16 protein-coding genes are annotated in these 16387 nt (G+C 66.0%); 10 read left to right on the top strand and 6 right to left on the bottom strand.

What is annotated here, in order from left to right; all coding sequences use genetic code 11:
- Positions 1-6 precede the first annotated feature (6 nt).
- Positions 7-783, bottom strand: a complete 777-nt coding sequence (locus EGM71_RS18035) for a DUF481 domain-containing protein (RefSeq protein ID WP_188486134.1) — start codon at positions 781-783, stop codon at positions 7-9.
- Positions 784-889: 106 nt separating this feature from the next.
- Entirely contained in the window at positions 890-1492 is a 603-nt protein-coding gene (locus tag EGM71_RS18030; RefSeq protein ID WP_188486132.1) for a LolA family protein, read from the bottom strand.
- 81 nt (positions 1493-1573) lie between these two features.
- Here EGM71_RS18030 and EGM71_RS18025 point away from each other — a divergent pair, with 81 nt between their 5' ends.
- Together EGM71_RS18025 and EGM71_RS18020 are read left to right on the top strand one after the other, a co-directional pair.
- The gene (locus EGM71_RS18025; RefSeq protein WP_100440019.1) at positions 1574-2545 is read left to right on the top strand and encodes a helix-turn-helix transcriptional regulator; all 972 of its coding nucleotides are present in this window, start codon (positions 1574-1576) and stop codon (positions 2543-2545) included.
- Positions 2546-2571: 26 nt separating this feature from the next.
- The gene (locus EGM71_RS18020) at positions 2572-3366 is read left to right on the top strand and encodes a MetQ/NlpA family ABC transporter substrate-binding protein (protein ID WP_188486130.1); all 795 of its coding nucleotides are present in this window, start codon (positions 2572-2574) and stop codon (positions 3364-3366) included.
- An 83-nt stretch (positions 3367-3449) separates the two neighbouring features.
- Here the strand turns inward: EGM71_RS18020 and glpK are convergent, their stop codons facing one another.
- The 3 genes from glpK to EGM71_RS18005 all read right to left on the bottom strand — a co-directional run bounded on the left by glpK (position 3450) and on the right by EGM71_RS18005 (position 7352).
- Entirely contained in the window at positions 3450-4949 is a 1500-nt protein-coding gene (gene glpK, locus EGM71_RS18015; protein ID WP_188486128.1) for a glycerol kinase GlpK, read from the bottom strand.
- A gap of 106 nt (positions 4950-5055) precedes the next feature.
- Positions 5056-6561, bottom strand: a complete 1506-nt coding sequence (glpD, locus tag EGM71_RS18010) for a glycerol-3-phosphate dehydrogenase (protein ID WP_188486126.1) — start codon at positions 6559-6561, stop codon at positions 5056-5058.
- A gap of 155 nt (positions 6562-6716) precedes the next feature.
- A complete protein-coding gene (locus EGM71_RS18005; protein WP_153854577.1) occupies positions 6717-7352 on the bottom strand; it encodes an OmpW/AlkL family protein in 636 nt (211 codons plus the stop codon).
- Between the two features lie 186 nt (positions 7353-7538).
- Here EGM71_RS18005 and EGM71_RS18000 point away from each other — a divergent pair, with 186 nt between their 5' ends.
- From EGM71_RS18000 to lpdA, 3 genes are all read left to right on the top strand, one after another.
- On the top strand, positions 7539-8054 hold the full coding sequence (locus EGM71_RS18000; RefSeq protein WP_188486124.1) for a DNA-deoxyinosine glycosylase: 516 nt from the start codon (positions 7539-7541) through the stop codon (positions 8052-8054).
- A 167-nt stretch (positions 8055-8221) separates the two neighbouring features.
- Positions 8222-9919: a dihydrolipoyllysine-residue acetyltransferase gene (aceF, locus tag EGM71_RS17995; RefSeq protein WP_188486122.1), complete on the top strand. Its 1698-nt coding sequence runs from the start codon at positions 8222-8224 to the stop codon at positions 9917-9919.
- A gap of 107 nt (positions 9920-10026) precedes the next feature.
- Positions 10027-11835, top strand: coding sequence for a dihydrolipoyl dehydrogenase (gene lpdA / locus EGM71_RS17990; RefSeq protein ID WP_188486120.1), 1809 nt, complete (start codon positions 10027-10029; stop codon positions 11833-11835).
- Between the two features lie 550 nt (positions 11836-12385).
- On the opposite strand, the gene EGM71_RS17985 is transcribed toward lpdA, so the two are convergent.
- Positions 12386-13204 carry a hypothetical protein gene (locus EGM71_RS17985; RefSeq protein ID WP_188486118.1) on the bottom strand — a complete coding sequence of 273 codons (819 nt, stop codon included), beginning with the start codon at positions 13202-13204 and terminating at the stop codon, positions 12386-12388.
- Positions 13205-13662: 458 nt separating this feature from the next.
- Between EGM71_RS17985 and EGM71_RS17980 the strand changes: the two genes are divergently transcribed.
- The 5 genes from EGM71_RS17980 to EGM71_RS17960 all read left to right on the top strand — a co-directional run bounded on the left by EGM71_RS17980 (position 13663) and on the right by EGM71_RS17960 (position 16346).
- On the top strand, positions 13663-14028 hold the full coding sequence (locus tag EGM71_RS17980) for a hypothetical protein (protein ID WP_014648497.1): 366 nt from the start codon (positions 13663-13665) through the stop codon (positions 14026-14028).
- A 31-nt stretch (positions 14029-14059) separates the two neighbouring features.
- A complete protein-coding gene (atpB, locus tag EGM71_RS17975; RefSeq protein ID WP_014038569.1) occupies positions 14060-14860 on the top strand; it encodes a F0F1 ATP synthase subunit A in 801 nt (266 codons plus the stop codon).
- A 73-nt stretch (positions 14861-14933) separates the two neighbouring features.
- Positions 14934-15239, top strand: a complete 306-nt coding sequence (atpE, locus tag EGM71_RS17970) for a F0F1 ATP synthase subunit C (RefSeq protein ID WP_005411133.1) — start codon at positions 14934-14936, stop codon at positions 15237-15239.
- A gap of 106 nt (positions 15240-15345) precedes the next feature.
- On the top strand, positions 15346-15816 hold the full coding sequence (locus EGM71_RS17965) for a F0F1 ATP synthase subunit B (protein ID WP_005419512.1): 471 nt from the start codon (positions 15346-15348) through the stop codon (positions 15814-15816).
- 2 nt (positions 15817-15818) lie between these two features.
- On the top strand, positions 15819-16346 hold the full coding sequence (locus tag EGM71_RS17960) for a F0F1 ATP synthase subunit delta (protein WP_032129048.1): 528 nt from the start codon (positions 15819-15821) through the stop codon (positions 16344-16346).
- Positions 16347-16387: the final 41 nt, after the last annotated feature.

Here is a 16387-nt window from a genome sequence, read left to right as displayed (position 1 = left end):
CGTTTCTTATTTGAACTTGTAGACCACGTTCATCGTGGTCAGCGTATCGGTCTTGCGCTTGTCCACAGCGACGTCGCTGTTGTAACGCGCCTGCCAGCCGGCCTTCAGCGCCAGGTGTTCGTTCATGCTCACCGAAACGCCGAAATCGTTCTGGCCGAAGGTGTTGTAGGAACCCGATTCGACCAGCAGCGTGTTCACCAGGTCGGTGTTGTCGGTCAGCGAGTATTTCAGATCGAACTGGCCTTGGCCGATCAGACCGGTGCGGGTGCGGTCGTCTTCGGTGCTGTGAGTGCGGCTGACGCCCGGGCCGACCAGTGCGTCAAAGGAAAAGCGCTCGGTGCTCCACAGGCGGGTGCCGTAACCCAGGCCAAACGAGCTGCGACGATCATAGGTGGCGAAGTCGTCGCGCTCGGTGCGCACCTTGGCGAACAGCTGGCGATGCTCGCCCAGCTGCAGCGCACTGCCGGCGCTGCCGGTGTAGCGATTGGCGGTGGTGTTGTTGCGGCGGGTGGTGGTGCCGTCGTCGTTGGTCTCGGTCACCTTGGAGCTGGAGCGCAGGCCGAACAGGTCCATGCTGTGCACCCAGTCGCCGTCGGTGTAGAGCAGGCGCAGGCGGCCATTGAAGCTCTCGGTGCTGCTGTTGCCGCGTGCCGAGGCGAAGCCGAGCTCGCCGCCGCTGCCGCTCCACGGCGAGGACATCGCCGCCAGTTGGGAGGCGTCCTGTGCGTATGCGAGCGGCGCACACAGCAACAGGGGGATCAGCAGGGACACGCGCAGGGACATCGAGGCTTCTCCGAAACGGTTAACAGCCGGTGATGATACTGGAAGCGTGATGGCGGTCCGAATCGATCCAATGCACGCTTCAGCGAACGTTGCCGCGACCGCCTATTCAGGGCAGATCGACACGCAATGCGGGGTCGTTGAAGCGCGAATAGCGCAGGCGCAGCTGGAAGCTGCGGCCATTGCTGCTGCCGCTGCGCACGATCTGGCGTGGCAGGCCCTGGGCATCCACCCAGTACTCCAGGCGCTCGCCGGGCTGGGTACCGCGCAGCCGGTAGTGCCGGGTCTCGACCCCGTCCAGCGCCTGGCTGCCGAGGTCTTCGGCCTTCAGGTCGGCGGGCAGGGCATCGGCCGGCAGCGGGTTGCGCCACTGCTCGAGCAGGCCGGGCGGGGTCGGCACCTGGCGGATCGCACCGTCGGCCTGCAGGAACATGGTGTCGCCGACGATGGTCTGCGGCCCGGCCGGAGTCTCCACCCGGAAACGATCGGGCGCAACGAAGTCCATGGCGCTGCGTACCGGCTGCGGTGCGCCCAGCACCTCCAGTTCGGCGTGGAAGCTGCGCAGGGCCGCGAAACGCTGGCTGGCGCCCAGCACCGCCTGCGCCGGATCGGCGGCGGGTACCGGGGCCTCGGTGCTGGCCGGCGCCGGCGCGCGATCGCAGGCGGCCAGCAGCAGGCAGGCCAGCAGGGACAGGGCAGGCAACCGGCGCATCGGGCATTCCATGGGGGTGGGGGCGACCACGATAGCCCAAACGTCCCACACAAGACCCGCGACTCGGACATAATCGGGGGCATGGACCGATACGAACGCATCACCGCCCTGCATCGTCTGCTCAAGTCCGCGCGCTATCCGGTGACGGTGGCGACCCTGCAGGACAAGCTCGGTTGCTCCCGTGCCACCGTCTACCGCGATCTGGCCTTCCTGCGCGATGCGCTGATGGCACCGATCGAGGGCGACGGCGAGGCCGGCTTCCGTTACCAGGCCGACGAGAGCGACCGCTTCGAGCTGCCCGGCCTGTGGCTCAGCTCGGAGGAGCTGCATGCCCTGCTGGCCTCGCAGCACCTGCTGGCGCGTACCGGCGGCGGCGTGCTGTCGTCGGTGCTGGCCCCGCTGCAGCAGCGCATCGAGAGCCTGCTGGCAGCCCAGGCCGGTGTCTCCAGCTGGCCGGTCGACCGCGTGCGGGTGATTCCGCACCGTGGCCGCAAGTTCGACGAGGGCAGCTTCCGCAGCGTCGCGTCGGCCGTGCTGGAGCGCCGCCAGCTGGCGTTCGAGTACCGCGCCCGTTCCACCGACGAGCCGACCAAGCGCACCGTCTCGCCGCAGCGCCTGACCCATTACCGCGACAACTGGTACCTGGATGCCTGGGACCATGACCGCGAGGCCCTGCGCAGCTTCGCGGTGGACCGCATCCACAAGGCGCGGGTGATCGACAGCGCCGCCCGTGATGTCGCCGACAGCGAACTGGACGAGCAGCTCGGTGCCAGCTACGGCATCTTCTCTGGTGCGCCGAAGGGCTGGGCGACCATCCTGTTCAGCGCTAAGGCCGCGCGCTGGGTGGCCGACGAGCACTGGCATTCCAAGCAGCAGGGCCGGTTCCTGGCCGACGGCCGCTATGAGCTGAAGGTGCCGTACAGCGTCTCGCGCGAACTGCTGATGGACGTGCTGCACTATGGCTCGGATGCCGAGATCGTCGAGCCGATGATGCTGCGCGAGCAGGCCAAGGCGTTGCTTGAGCTGGCCCTGAGCAACTACGAAAAATCCTGAAACTCCCCCCGAGAACCCAGTCCCCCATGAAGAAGACCCTGTTGCTGCCCCTGCTTGCCGCTGCGCTGGCCCTGACCGCCTGCGGCAAGTCCGGCGAACCCTCGCAGAAGCTGGTGGTGGCCGCCACAGCCGTGCCGCACGCTGAGATCCTCGAGGTGGTCAAGCCGATCCTCAAGCAGGAAGGCGTGGACCTGGACGTGCGCGTATTCAATGACTACGTGCAGCCCAACGACCAGCTGGTGCAGAAGCAGGTGGACGCCAACTACTTCCAGACCGAGCCGTACCTGGATGCCTACAACCGCGACCGCAAGACCGACCTGGTGAAGGTGATCGGCGTGCACATCGAGCCGTTCGGTGCGTACTCGCGCAAGGTCAAGTCGCTGGCCGAGCTGCGTGAAGGCGCCGACGTGGTGATCCCGAACGACCCGAGCAACAACAGTCGCGCGCTGATCCTTCTGCACAAGGCCGGCGTGATCGAACTGAAGGACCCGAGCAACGCGCTGTCGACCCAGCGCGACATCATCGCCAACCCGAAGAACCTGAAGTTCCGCGAGCTGGACTCGGCGATGCTGCCGCGCGTGCTGGACCAGGTCGACCTGGCCCTGATCAACACCAACTACGCGCTGGACGCCGGCCTCAACCCGACCAAGGATGCGCTGGCGATCGAGAGCAAGGATTCGCCGTACGTGAACTTCCTGGTCGCGCGCCCGGACAACAAGGACGACGCCCGCGTGCAGAAGCTGGCCAAGGCCCTGACCAGCCCGCAGGTGAAGGCCTTCATCGAGACCAAGTACAAGGGCGCTGTGCTGCCGGCGTTCTGACCATGTGGTAGTGCCGGCCGCTGGCCGGCAATCTGCAAACGCCCCGATGATCATGGGGTGCCGGCCAGCGGCCGGCACTACCGTCAATCGACGTGGAAGGCGAGGGTGGCGGCAACCGCCTGCTGCCATCCGGCATACAGTTTTTCGCGCCGGGCCACCTCCATCTGTGGCTCGAAGCGCCGGTCCAGGCCCCATTGCGCGGCGATCTGTTCGCGGCTGGTCCAGAACCCTACCGCCAGGCCGGCCAGGTAGGCCGCACCCAGCGCGGTGGTCTCGGTCAGTCGCGGCCGCAGCAGCGGCACACCGAGGATGTCGGCCTGGAAGCCGGCCAGGAAGTCGTTGCCGATCGCACCGCCATCGGCGCGCAGCTCGGTCAGCGCGATACCCGCATCGGACTGCATTGCATCGAGCACGTCGCGGGTCTGGTAGGCCATCGCTTCCAGCGCGGCGCGCACGAAGTGCGCCTTGCGGGTGCCACGGGTCAATCCGAACATCGCACCGCGTACATCGCTGCGCCAATAGGGTGCACCGAGGCCGACAAACGCCGGCACCAGGTAGGCTCCACCGCTGTCGGGCACCTGTGCGGCCAGTGCCTGGCTGTCGCTGGCGCGTTCGATCATGCGTAGTCCATCGCGAAGCCATTGCACCACCGAGCCGGCGATGAAGATCGAGCCCTCCAGCGCGTACTCCACGCGCCCGTCCAGGCCCCAGGCGATGGTGGTCAGCAGGCCGTTGCGCGACCGCACCGCCTGCGCGCCGGTGTGCATCAACATGAAGCAACCGGTGCCATAGGTGTTCTTGACCATGCCCGGCTGGAAACAGGCCTGGCCGAACAGCGCCGCCTGCTGGTCACCGGCGATGCCGGCGATCGGGATCGGGTGGTCGAAGAAGAACTGCGGCCGGGTGTGTGCGTACACCGCACTGGAGTCGCGCACCTGCGGCAGCATCGCGCGCGGGATGTCGAGCAGGGCCAGCAGGTCGTCATCCCAGTCCAGCGTGTGGATGTTGAACAACAGCGTGCGAGCCGCATTGCTGTAGTCAGTCACATGCGCCTGGCCGCCACTGAGGTTCCACACCAGCCAGCTGTCGATGGTGCCGAACAGCAGCTCGCCCCGTTCGGCGCGCTGCTGCGCACCTTCCACGTGGTCGAGGATCCAGCGCACCTTGGTCGCGGAGAAATAGGCGTCGATCAGCAGGCCGGTCCGCTCGCGGATCAGCGCTTCATGCCCGTCGGACTTCAGCCGCTCGCAGATGGCGTGGCTCTGCCGCGATTGCCAGACGATGGCGTTGTGGATCGGCTGGCCGGTGGCACGATCCCAGACCACGGTGGTTTCGCGCTGGTTGGTGATGCCCAGCGCGGCGATATGGCGTGGGTCGATCTGCCCGCGGCTGAGCAGTTCGGTCAATGTGGCATAGACGCTGGTAAGGATCTCGCGCGGGTCATGCTCGACCCAGCCGGGGTGCGGGAAGATCTGCGCGAACTCGCGTTGCGCGCTGCCGACGATATCGCCGGCACGATCGAACAGGATCGCGCGCGAACTGGTGGTGCCCTGGTCGATGGCCAGCACGTAGCGGGGCGTCATGCAGCGTCTCCGATGGCGTTGGGGAAAATCCTAATGCATCGATCGCGTCGCGCGCGGCCGCCCTGGTAGCTGCCAACCTTGGCTGGTACACGTGGCAACACGGGGGTCAGAGCCCTTTCCGTGGGAAAGGGCTCTGACCCCCCATCCACGCCTGCAGCCTGGCCACCTGCACCGCGTCCAGCCGCAGGCCCAGCTTGCTCCGCCGCCACAGCACGTCCTCGGCGTCCCAGGCCCATTCGTGGTCGCGCAGGAAAGCCACTTCCCGCGCATGCAGGCCGCCGCCAAAGTCCTCGCCAAGATCGCCCATGCCCTGAACACCCTGCAGCAGTTCCGCACTGCGACTGCCATAGGCCCCGGCCCAGCGTCGCGCCATATCTGCGGGCAACCACGGTGCCAGCGCCTGCAGGCGGGAGCGCACCTGTGCGGCATCCCCCCAATCGCTGCCCGGCAGCGGGTCTCCGCGTGCCGTCCACGCCGGGCCCATCTGTGGCAGGGCAGGGCGCAGCAGCTCCAGCGCCTCCTCGGCCAGCACCCGGTAGGTGGTCAGCTTGCCGCCCAGCACATGCAGCGCTGGCGCCGGATCTGACTGCAGCTGCAGGCGGTAGTCGCGGCTGAGTTTTGCCGCGCGCGGGGCGGGGTCGGCCAGCAGCGGGCGTACACCGGCGAATTGCCAGACCACCTCTTCCGGCGCGATGGGGTCATGCAGGTAGCGATTGGCCGCTTCGCACAGGTACGTCACCTCTGAAGGCAGCACGCTGCAGCGCGCCGGGTCACCGCGATAGTCGGTGTCGGTGGTGCCAACCAGCAGGTGGTCGTGGGCGAAGGGCAGCAGGAACACCACGCGTCCATCGGGTTGCTGCAGCAGGCAGGCACTGTCATCGGGCCAGGGCCGGCGCAGCACGATGTGGCTGCCCTGCACCAGGCGCAGCGCGGGGCCACCGCTGCGCGCCTGCATCCGTTCCAGCAGGCCGCCGGCCCACGGTCCCGCTGCATTGACGACGGCGCGTGCATTCACCTGGTGTGACCGGCCATCGGCGGATTCCAAAACGGCCTGCCATCGGCCCTGCGCGGGTCGCAGGTCGATGCAGCGGTTGCGGACACGCACCTGTGCGCCCCGCTGCGCGGCATCCAGGGCGTTGAGCAGCACCAGGCGCGCGTCATCGACCTGCGCATCGGCGTAGCTGAAGGCCTGCCGCAGCGTCGGCGAGAGCCAGTGGCCCAGCGGGTCGCGTTGCAGGTCCAGTGTGCGCGACGCGGGGAAAGCGGGGCTGCGCCGGCCCAGATGGTCGTACAGCCACAGTCCCGCGCGCAGCATCAAGCGTGGTCGCAGATGTGGTTCCCAGGGCAGGACGAAGCGCAGCGGATGGACCAGATGGGGGGCCTGCCGGCGTACCACCTCGCGTTCGCCCAGCGCCTTGCGCACCAGTCCGAGCTCGCCCTGTTCCAGGTAGCGCAGGCCGCCGTGGATCAGCTTGCTGCTGGCACTGGACGTGTGCGCGGCCAGGTCATGCTGTTCGCACAGCAGCACGCGCAGGCCGCGGCCACTGGCGTCACGGGCGATGCCGGCGCCGTTGATGCCGCCACCGATCACCAGCAGGTCGACGTCGTCCATCGTGTCTCCGCGTCCTGTGTGTTTACAGTCGAGCATGGCCCGACTCTACAAAAGGCAGTCGAGCACGCTCGACTCTACAGAACGCGGGTGACGGAAACGACGACGGGCCCCGAAGGGCCCGTCGCGTTACATCAGTGAAGCAGGTGCTGCCTGGATCAGAAGCGGGCGCCGATGCCGAAGCCGACGGTCCACGGATCCATCTTGGCTTCGCCGATCTTCTCGCCGCCAACCTTGATGTCCGGGCGGGCACGCATGTAGCGGGCGTCAGCACGGGCGAACCAGGTGGAGTTGATGTTCATGTCGACGCCGACGGTGCCGATCACGCCCTTGGCATCCTTGAAGCGGATGTCGGTGTCAGCGCCGTTGCCCAGCTTCTCGTTGCTGAAGCTCGACTGGTAGTAGCCGACGCCCACGAACGGACGGAACACGTTGTCAGCCTGACCGAAGTGGTACTGGCCGCTCAGCGCGACCGGCTGCTGCTCGACCGAGCCCAGGCGGGCGTTGTTCGGGCCCTTGAACTTGTTGTCGAACTTGTCGGCGGCGCCCCACAGCTCAACGGCCCAGTTGTCGTTGATGTAGTAGCTGAAGCTGACGGTCGGCGCCGGGCCACCGTCGGTCTTCTTCACGCCGGTGATCGGGTCGTTCTTCGGCTGCAGCAGCGAGATGCCGCCAACAACGGCAAAATGCTTGCCCGAAGCGGTGTCGGTGCTGCTGCTGTCCTGGGCGAAAGCGGCCGGCGCGAAGGCGGCGGAGGTCAGCAGGGCGAGACTCAGGATACGGATGGAGCGCATGGGGGTATCTCCTAATGTTTCTTGTTTTGGGCCCCCGGTTGCGGGGCGAGCACACCGTAGTCGCCCCAACATGAATCGAATCCGACGCACGTTAAAAAATAGTTTTCCTTGTTCAGCGACGGGTGCGGAATGCCTGTATTCATGGGGTTTTTGGCCCTCGCCGACATTCATGCAGTTGGAGAAGATGTGAGCGCAGCAACGTTGTGCATCGGCCTGCAAGCGCAGGTGAACGTGGAGTGCCGGGTACTGCTGCTGGGCTCGATGCCGGGCGTGGCGTCGCTGCAGGAGCAGCGCTACTACGCCCATCCGCGCAACCGCTTCTGGCCGCTGATGGCCGACATCTGCGGTTTCGACGTGGATATGGCCTATGCCGCGCGGCTGCAGGCATTGAATACCGCGGGCATCGGCCTGTGGGATGTGATCGGCCGCTGTGAGCGTCGCGGCAGCCTGGATGCGGACATCGTGCGTGGCACGGAAGTGGCCAATGCACTGCCGGAACTGATCGCCACGCTGCCTGAGCTGAAGCTGATCGGCTGCAATGGCGGTGCATCATTGCAGGTGTTCCAGCGCTGGGTGCTGCCGCGGCTGGAGACCCCGCCGAAAGTGGTCGCACTGCCGTCGACCAGCCCTGCCAATGCGGCGTGGTCGTTGCCGCGCTTGCGCCAGGCCTGGCAGCCGGTGGCCGATGCGCGGGCGACATGAAGCGGACATCGTCCGGACAATACGCTACCGACTGGTCGCGGCCGCGACCCATGGGCAACAGCCTGTCCCGGCTGCGTGCGTACTGAAAACACCTGTAACGGTTGGCGCTGGACCCCGCTGGCCGCACAATAGACGTTTCCCTACACCAGATTGCCGGAGTTATCCCCATGGCCGAAATCAAGGAAGCACTTGTCCCCGATATCGGTGACTACAGCGATATCCCGGTAATCGAGGTGCTTGTCGCCGTCGGCGACACGGTCAAGAAGGACCAGGGCCTGGTGACGCTTGAAAGCGACAAGGCGACCATGGAAGTACCGTCCTCCGTGGCCGGCGTGGTCAAGGAACTGAAGGTCAAGGTGGGCGACAGCCTGTCCGAAGGCAAGGTCGTGGCGCTGATCGAAGTGGCCGCAGGCGAAGCCGCCGCGCCGGCCGCCGCCGTACCGGCACCGGCCAAGGCCGCTGCCCCGGCTGCCGCCACCCAGAGCGCGCCGGCCCCGGCTGCTGCTGCGCCGGCCGCTCCGGCCGCGGGCGGTGGCGCGGTTGAAGCGCTGGTGCCGGATATCGGCGACTACGCCGGCATTCCGGTCATCGAAGTGCTGGTCGCCGTGGGCGACACGGTCAAGAAGGACCAGGGCCTGGTCACGCTGGAAAGCGACAAGGCGACCATGGAAGTGCCGTCCTCGGTGGCCGGTGTGGTCAAGGAGATCAAGGTCAAGGTTGGCGACAATCTGTCGCAGGGCAATGTGGTCGCCATCATCGAGGCCGAGGGCGCTGCCGCGCCGGCCCCGGCCAAGGCCGCTGCGCCGGCCCCGGCGGTTGCACCGGCCGCTCCGCAGACTGCCGCGCCGGTGGCCGCCGCCGCTCCGGTTGCTGCCGCCCCGTCGGCCGGTGCCCCGTCCAGCCCGCCGGTGCAGTTCAACGCCGATGGTGTGCTGCCGGCCAAGGTGCCGTACGCCACCCCGGCGGTGCGTGTGTTCGCCCGCGAGCTGGGCGTGGACCTGCTGCAGATCAACGGCACCGAGAAGGGTGGCCGCATCACCAAGGGTGACGTGCAGAAGTTCGTCAAGGCCGCACTCAGCGGTGGCGTGCCGGTTGCCGGCGGTGCTGCTGTCGCTGCCGGTGGTGGCCTGAACCTGCTGCCGTGGCCGAAGGTCGACTTCAGCAAGTTCGGCGAGACCGAAGTCCAGCCGCTGTCGCGCATCAAGAAGATCTCCGGTGCGAACCTGGCCCGCAACTGGGCGATGATCCCGCACGTCACCCAGTTCGAGCAGGCCGACATCACCGACCTGGAAGGCCTGCGCGTGGCGCTGAACAAGGAGAACGAGAAGGCCGGCATCAAGCTGACCATGCTCGCCTTCCTGATCAAGGCCAGCGCCGCGGCGCTGAAGAAGTTCCCGGAATTCAACGCATCGCTCGATGCCAGCGGTGAAAACCTGACCCTGAAGAAGTACTTCCACATCGGCTTCGCCGCTGACACGCCGAACGGCCTGGTCGTGCCGGTGATCCGCGACGTGGACAAGAAGGGTGTGGTGCAGATCGCGCAGGAAACCGGCGAACTGGCCAAGAAGGCGCGCGACGGCAAGCTGGGCCCGGCCGACATGAGCGGTGGTTGCTTCTCGATCAGCTCGCTGGGCGGCATCGGCGGCACCGCGTTCACCCCGATCGTCAATGCACCGGAAGTGGCCATCCTCGGCGTCTCCAAGTCGTCCATCCAGCCGGTCTGGAACGGCAAGGAGTTCGCACCGAAGCTGATGCTGCCGCTGTCGCTGAGCTACGACCACCGCGTCATCGACGGCGCCCTGGCCGCACGCTTCACCACGTACCTGTCGCAGGTACTGGCCGACATGCGCCGCGTGCTGCTGTAAGGCACCGCTTCGCCCCCACCGTGCGGCCGCAGCCCCTGGCGCGGCCGCGTGAACAGATGCAGTGACAGCCCGCCGGCGCCGCCGGGCGGGCACGAGGAAAACCCACCATGGCCACGATTGAAGTCAAGGTTCCCGACATCGGCGATTACAGCGATGTGCCGGTGATCGAAGTGTTGGTCGCCGTCGGCGACACGGTGAAGAAGGATCAGGGTCTGGTGACCCTGGAGTCGGACAAGGCCACCCTGGAAGTGCCGTCCTCGGCCGCCGGCGTGGTCAAGGACATCAAGGTCAAGCTGGGCGACACCCTGTCCGAAGGCGCCGTGGTCGTGGTGCTGGACGCTGAAGGCGCCGCCGAAGCCCCGGCCAAGGCCGCTGCGCCGGCTCCCGCTGCGGCCGCCCCGGCCAGCAAGCCGCCGGTGACCCCGTCGCACCGTGCCCCGGCCGAACCGGCTGCACCGAAGCCGGCGCTGTCCAGCGGCAAGCCGGCCGACATCGAATGCGAAATGGTCGTGCTGGGCTCCGGCCCGGGCGGCTACACCGCCGCCTTCCGCGCCGCCGACGTCGGCCTGGATACGGTGCTGGTCGAGCGCTACGCCAGCCTCGGCGGCGTCTGCCTCAATGTCGGCTGCATTCCGTCCAAGGCACTGCTGCATGCTGCTGCGGTGATCGACGAAGTGGCCCACGCCGGTGATTTCGGCGTCGAGTTCGGCAAGCCGACCATCACCCTGGACAAGCTGCGTCAGTACAAGGAAAAGGTCGTCAACCAGCTGACCAAGGGCCTGGCCGGCATGGCCAAGCAGCGCAAGGTCCGCAGCGTGCAGGGCGTCGGCAAGTTCATCTCGGCCAACGAGCTGGAAATTACTGCCGCTGACGGCAGCACCCAGCTGCTGCGCTTCCAGAAGTGCATCATCGCTGCCGGTTCGCAGGCGGTGAAGCTGCCGAACTTCCCGTGGGACGACAAGCGCGTGATGGATTCCACCGACGCGCTGGAGCTGGCCGAAGTGCCGGGCTCGCTGCTGGTCGTCGGTGGCGGCATCATCGGCCTGGAAATGGCCACCGTGTACGGTGCGCTGGGCAGCAAGGTCACCGTGGTCGAGTTCATGGACCAGCTGATGCCGGGCGCCGACAAGGACCTGGTCAAGCCGCTGGCTGACCGCCTGAAGAAGCAGGGCATCGACGTGCACCTGAAGACCAAGGCCTCGGGCGTCACCGCCGATGCCAAGGGCATCACCGTGACCTTCGAAGCCGCCGAGGAAGGCCAGGCGCCTGCGTTGGCGCAGGGCACCTTCGACCGCGTGCTGGTGGCCGTGGGCCGCTCGCCGAACGGCAAGAAGATCGATGCTGAAAAGGCCGGCGTGCAGGTCACCGAGCGTGGCTTCATCCCGGTTGATCGCCAGATGCGCACCAACGTGCCGCACATCTTTGCCATCGGCGACATCGTCGGCAACCCGATGCTGGCGCACAAGGCCACGCACGAAGGCAAGCTGGCTGCTGAAGTGGCCGCTGGCCACAAGAAGGAATGGGTTGCCCGTGTGATTCCGTCGGTGGCCTACACCAACCCGGAAATCGCCTGGGTCGGCGTCACCGAGACCGAAGCCAAGGCCAAGGGCCTGAAGGTCGGCGTGGCCAAGTTCCCGTGGGCCGCCAGTGGCCGCGCGATCGGCATCGGCCGCACCGAGGGCTTCACCAAGCTGATCTTCGACGAAGAGACCCACCGCATCATCGGTGGTGCGATCGTCGGCGTGCATGCCGGTGACCTGCTGGCCGAGATCGGCCTGGCGATCGAGATGGGTGCGGAAGCCGAGGACATCGGCCACACCATCCACGCCCACCCGACGCTGAGCGAGTCGGTGGCGATGGCCTCGGAAATCTACGACGGCACGATCACCGATCTGTACATGCCGAAGAAGAAGTAAGGCGTCCGCGCCGTTCCGAACGAGAAGCCCTGGCATCTGCCGGGGCTTTTTTTCTTCGATCAGTGCTGCAGCGAAGGGTGGGGCCGCTGCGTGGGTGGCAGGCATTTCGACAAATGTCCCCCGTCGCCCGCCTGTGGCGGTCGCCTCCTCCTTTACTTTGTCGAAACGCCTGCCACCCGCGCAGCGGCTCAGCTTGCGGACAGTCGAGAGCCAGTACCAAAGCCGCCCGGAGGCCCTCTCCCTCCGGCGCTCGATCAAGCCTGCGTCTACGGCAACTGCCACCCCCGCAGCGGCTCTGCTTGCGGATAGCCGAGAGCCCTGCCCAAGCCGCCTGGATGCCCGAAACGCGGAGGGAGCGGGGGCTGTGTGCGAAGTAAAGGAGGAGGTGTCGGCCGCAGGCCGGCGCCGGGGGACATTCGCACGCAGCCCCCGCTCTCTCCAGCGCTCGACCAACCCGCTTCTGCTCTCCTGTCAGGAACCCACAAAAAACGCGGCCCCGATGTTCCGGAGGCCGCGCCAGGAGAGAGGATGCCGTGGAAGGGGCGGGGGATCAGAACACGAAGCTGATACCGGCCACCGGGCCCTTGAATTCCTGCTTCAGACCGACAGTGCCGTCGCTGCCCTTCTTGTCCACGTCCAGCTTGAACCAGTCGTAGCCGGCGAACACGCCGAAGTTCTTGGTGAAGCGGTAATCCACGATGGCGTTGGCGCGGCTCAGGTCGCCCTTGTAGTCATCGAAGCTGCCCCAACGCGTGTTCAGGTACTGGCCCTGCAGCGTGATCATCCAGCGCTCGCCCGGGGTGAAGGTCATGCGCGCACCCACCACCGGCGCGATGCCGTCAGCCTTCTCGTTGAGGAACTGGCCTTCGTATACGGTGCCCAGGTCGGCGTAGCCCTTGGTGCTGACCTTGGCGTACTCGCCACCGATCTGCAGGCCGAGGTCGAAGGTGTCGGTGTCAACGACCGAGTAGTCATAGACCAGGCTGGCCACCTGGTACTTCAGTTCACCCTTCACGAAGCTGCCGGCCGGCACGTTCTCACCGCCGAAGGAAATGCCCTGGTCAAGCGTCTCGCGACGGTCCTTGTCGTACTTGAAGTAGTTGAACAACAGGCGCTGGCGATTGCTGATGCGGAACATGCCATCGATGCGCGGTTCCCATTCCTTGCCGCCCAGCTTGAAGTCCTGATTCAGGGAGACATCCTGGCCAGCCACATTGGTCTTGCCGCGGATCGTGTTGTCCGAGTCGATGTTCATCGCACCCAGGCGGATGGCGAAGCGGTCATCGCCTTCGGCGGCATGGGCGGCAGTGGCGAACGAAGCACCGGTGGCGAGCAGGGAGAGGGCGAGCAGGGTGGGTACGGAGCGCATCGAAGAGTCCTTGCAGTGGTTCATCAGAATGAAAACCACTGTGCCGGACGCGCCCGTCCACCATCCGTGAACGTATGGTCCATGGCATGTGTACGGTTCAGTGCTGTCGCGACGATGCAAAAAGATGGCCCCGGAGCCGGGCTTCGGGGCCATCGTGGGACCTGCGGGGCGGAGCGTCGACGAGGTTGCTGCAGGCAGGTCGAAAGATCGGACCGGCGCATTCGGCGAAAGTTCCGCGCCTGCGACCAAAGTTCAATACTGCGGCGCAGCATCATGCGGACGTCATTGTCCCCTGGGTGGTACGCAAAAATGTAACCGTTACCGCAACTTGCGGCTTCCCGGGATGAACAGGCAGCGGTTGTCTCGCAAATTGTCCCATTGCTATAATTTGGCGGCTCGATGAGGCCCCCCTGCTGTAGCCGCCTCAGCCCTCCACTTGCAACCACGCGGGACGTCCTGTGCTGAACTCCGTTGATGCGGGTCGGCGACTGATGCTGCGCGCCGCGGTCTACCCGCTGGCCGCGGTCGCTGTCCTGGCCCTGGCCTTCCTGCTGGTGGGTCCGAAATATGCCCTCGGCGCGCTGGCGTCCGGTGTGGCCATTTCGGCCGGTGGCTGGGTTGCGGCACGGATGGCACTGGGTGGTGGTGCGGTGGCTGCAGGATCGGCGATGGCTCGCCTGATCATTGCGATCGTGGCCAAGTGGGTCGTGGTTTTCGGCGTCCTGCTGGTGGGGTTCCTGGTCTTCAAGCTGCCTGCCTTGGCGCTGTTGGCCGGTATCGCCGTCGGCTTGATGTTCCAGGTCCTGGCCATGGCCAGGCGTTGACAGAATTCAATTAACTGAAGGTTCCGGACACATGGCGGGCGAGGCTCTAACCCCTACCAGCTACATCCAGCATCACCTGCACAACCTGACCGCACCGGTCGGCAAGGGTGAGGGTATGTTCTGGCATATCCACGTCGATACCTTCCTCACCGCCGTCCTGATGGGCCTGGTGATCGTTGTCGCGTTCTGGCTGGGGACCCGCAAGGCCACCGCTGGCGTGCCGGGCAAGTGGCAGGCCTTCGTCGAGATCTGCCTGGAGTTCGTCGACCGCCAGGCCAAGGACACCTACCACGGCAAGAGCAAGCTGGTCACGCCGATCGCCATCACGATCTTCTTCTGGATCCTGTTGATGAATCTGCTGAAGATGATCCCGGCCGATTTCATCGCCAAGCCGCTGGAATGGGTGGGCGTTCACTACTGGAAGCCGGTCCCGACCGCTGACGTCAACGCCACCCTCGGCATGGCCATCAGCGTGTTCTTCCTGATGCTGTTCTTCGCGCTCAAGTCCAAGGGCCTGGTCGGCTTCGTCAAGGAATTCCTGACGGCCCCGTTCGGCAAGTGGATGATGCCGTTCAACCTGATCCTCAACATCGTCGAGTGGCTGAGCAAGCCGATCTCGCTGGCGATGCGACTGTTCGGCAACATGTTCGGCGGCGAAATCGTGTTCCTGCTGATCTGGGTGCTGGGTGGTGCCGGTTTCTTCGGTGCCATCGCAGGTGGTGTGTTCGGCCTTGGCTGGATGCTGTTCCACCTGCTGGTGATCCCGCTGCAGGCCTTCATCTTCATGATGCTGTCGATCGTGTACCTGAGCCTGTCGGAAGACGCTCACTGAGTTTCAAGCTTCAACGCGTTTCAACCTTCATCCGTTTCATCACCCTTAGCAACTTAAGTTCCTGGAGATAACCATGTACTTCGCCGTCCTGACCAACTTCGCGCAGATTCAGAGCTCCACCGCCCTTGCCGTCGGCATCATGATCGGCCTGGCCGCGCTGGGCGCCGGTCTGGGTCTGGCCATCATGGCTGGTAAGTTCCTGGAGTCGGCCGCCCGCCAGCCGGAACTGATCCCGGTCCTGCAGGTCCGCATGTTCATCACCGCCGGCCTGATCGACGCCGCGTTCATCATCTCGGTCGCCGTCGGCCTGCTGCTGGCCTTCGCCAACCCGCTGTCGGCTGCCTTTGCTGGCGCTGTCACCAAGGCTCTGGCCGGCTGATACAGCGGTTTGAGACGACCGGGTGCTGATGCACCCGGTTTCGGATGAAGGCCGGATGTGCCGCTTCGGCGGCACGTCCACCCCGAAACCAGCGATCGAGCTAACCATGAATATCAATTTCACCCTTCTTGCGCAGGCGCTCGCCTTCGCTGGTCTGATCTGGATCATCGCGACCAAGATCTGGCCGCCGCTGATGAACGCGATCGAAGAGCGCCAGCAGAAGATTGCTGAAGGCCTCGCTGCTGCCGACCGCAGCCAGAAAGATCTGGCCCAGGCGCAGGAGAAGGTCAACGAAGCGCTGAAGGAAGCACGCACCAAGGCCAACGAGATCATCGATCAGGCCCACGCACGTGCCAACCAGATCGTTGATGCTGCCCGTAACGAAGCGATCACCGAAGCCACCCGTCAGAAGGAACTGGCCCAGGCTGAAATCGACGCCGCCGCCAACCGTGCCCGTGAAGATCTGCGCAAGCAGGTGTCCGCGCTGGCCGTGACCGGTGCCGAAAAGCTGCTCAAGCGCGAAATCGACGCCAACGCCCACAAGGCGCTGCTCGACGAGCTGGCCTCGGAGATCTAAGGATGAGCCAGGCCCTCACGCTTGCCCGCCCGTACGCCCGCGCCGCGTTCGCGACCGCGCGCGACGAAGGCGCGTTCGCGCCGTGGTCGGACGCCCTGGCGTTCTCCGCCCACGTCGCCGCCGATCCGCGCGTGGCGGCCCTGCTCGCCAACCCGGAGCTGGGTCGTGACGACGCCGTCGCCCTGCTGGCGCCGGTGTCCCACGGCGAGACCTACTCGCGCTTCCTGGCCATCCTGGCCGAATCGCATCGTCTGCCGCTGCTGCCGGAAATCTCCGGCATGTTCGACGCCCTGCGCGCCGAAGCCGAGCACGTGGTCAAGGCCACGGTGACCTCGGCTTCCGAGCTGTCGGCCGGCGAGCTGGACGCGATCAAGGTTGCGCTGCGCAAGCGCTTCAACCGCGAGGTCGACGTGACCACCGCGGTCGATGCTTCGCTGATCGGCGGCGCCGTGATCGACGCCGGCGACGTGGTCATCGATGGTTCGCTGAAGGGCAAGCTGGCCCGTCTGCAGACCGCGCTCGCTAACTGAATTCATTTAACGTCCGGCCCCGCTGCCGGCACTAGGACTTG

It is taken from the genome of Stenotrophomonas maltophilia (assembly GCF_006970445.1).
In the GTDB taxonomy this organism is placed as follows: Bacteria; Pseudomonadota; Gammaproteobacteria; order Xanthomonadales; family Xanthomonadaceae; genus Stenotrophomonas; species Stenotrophomonas maltophilia_AU.
Note: the sequence above shows the minus strand (reverse complement) of the source record. Positions and strands in the feature narration are given on the sequence as shown.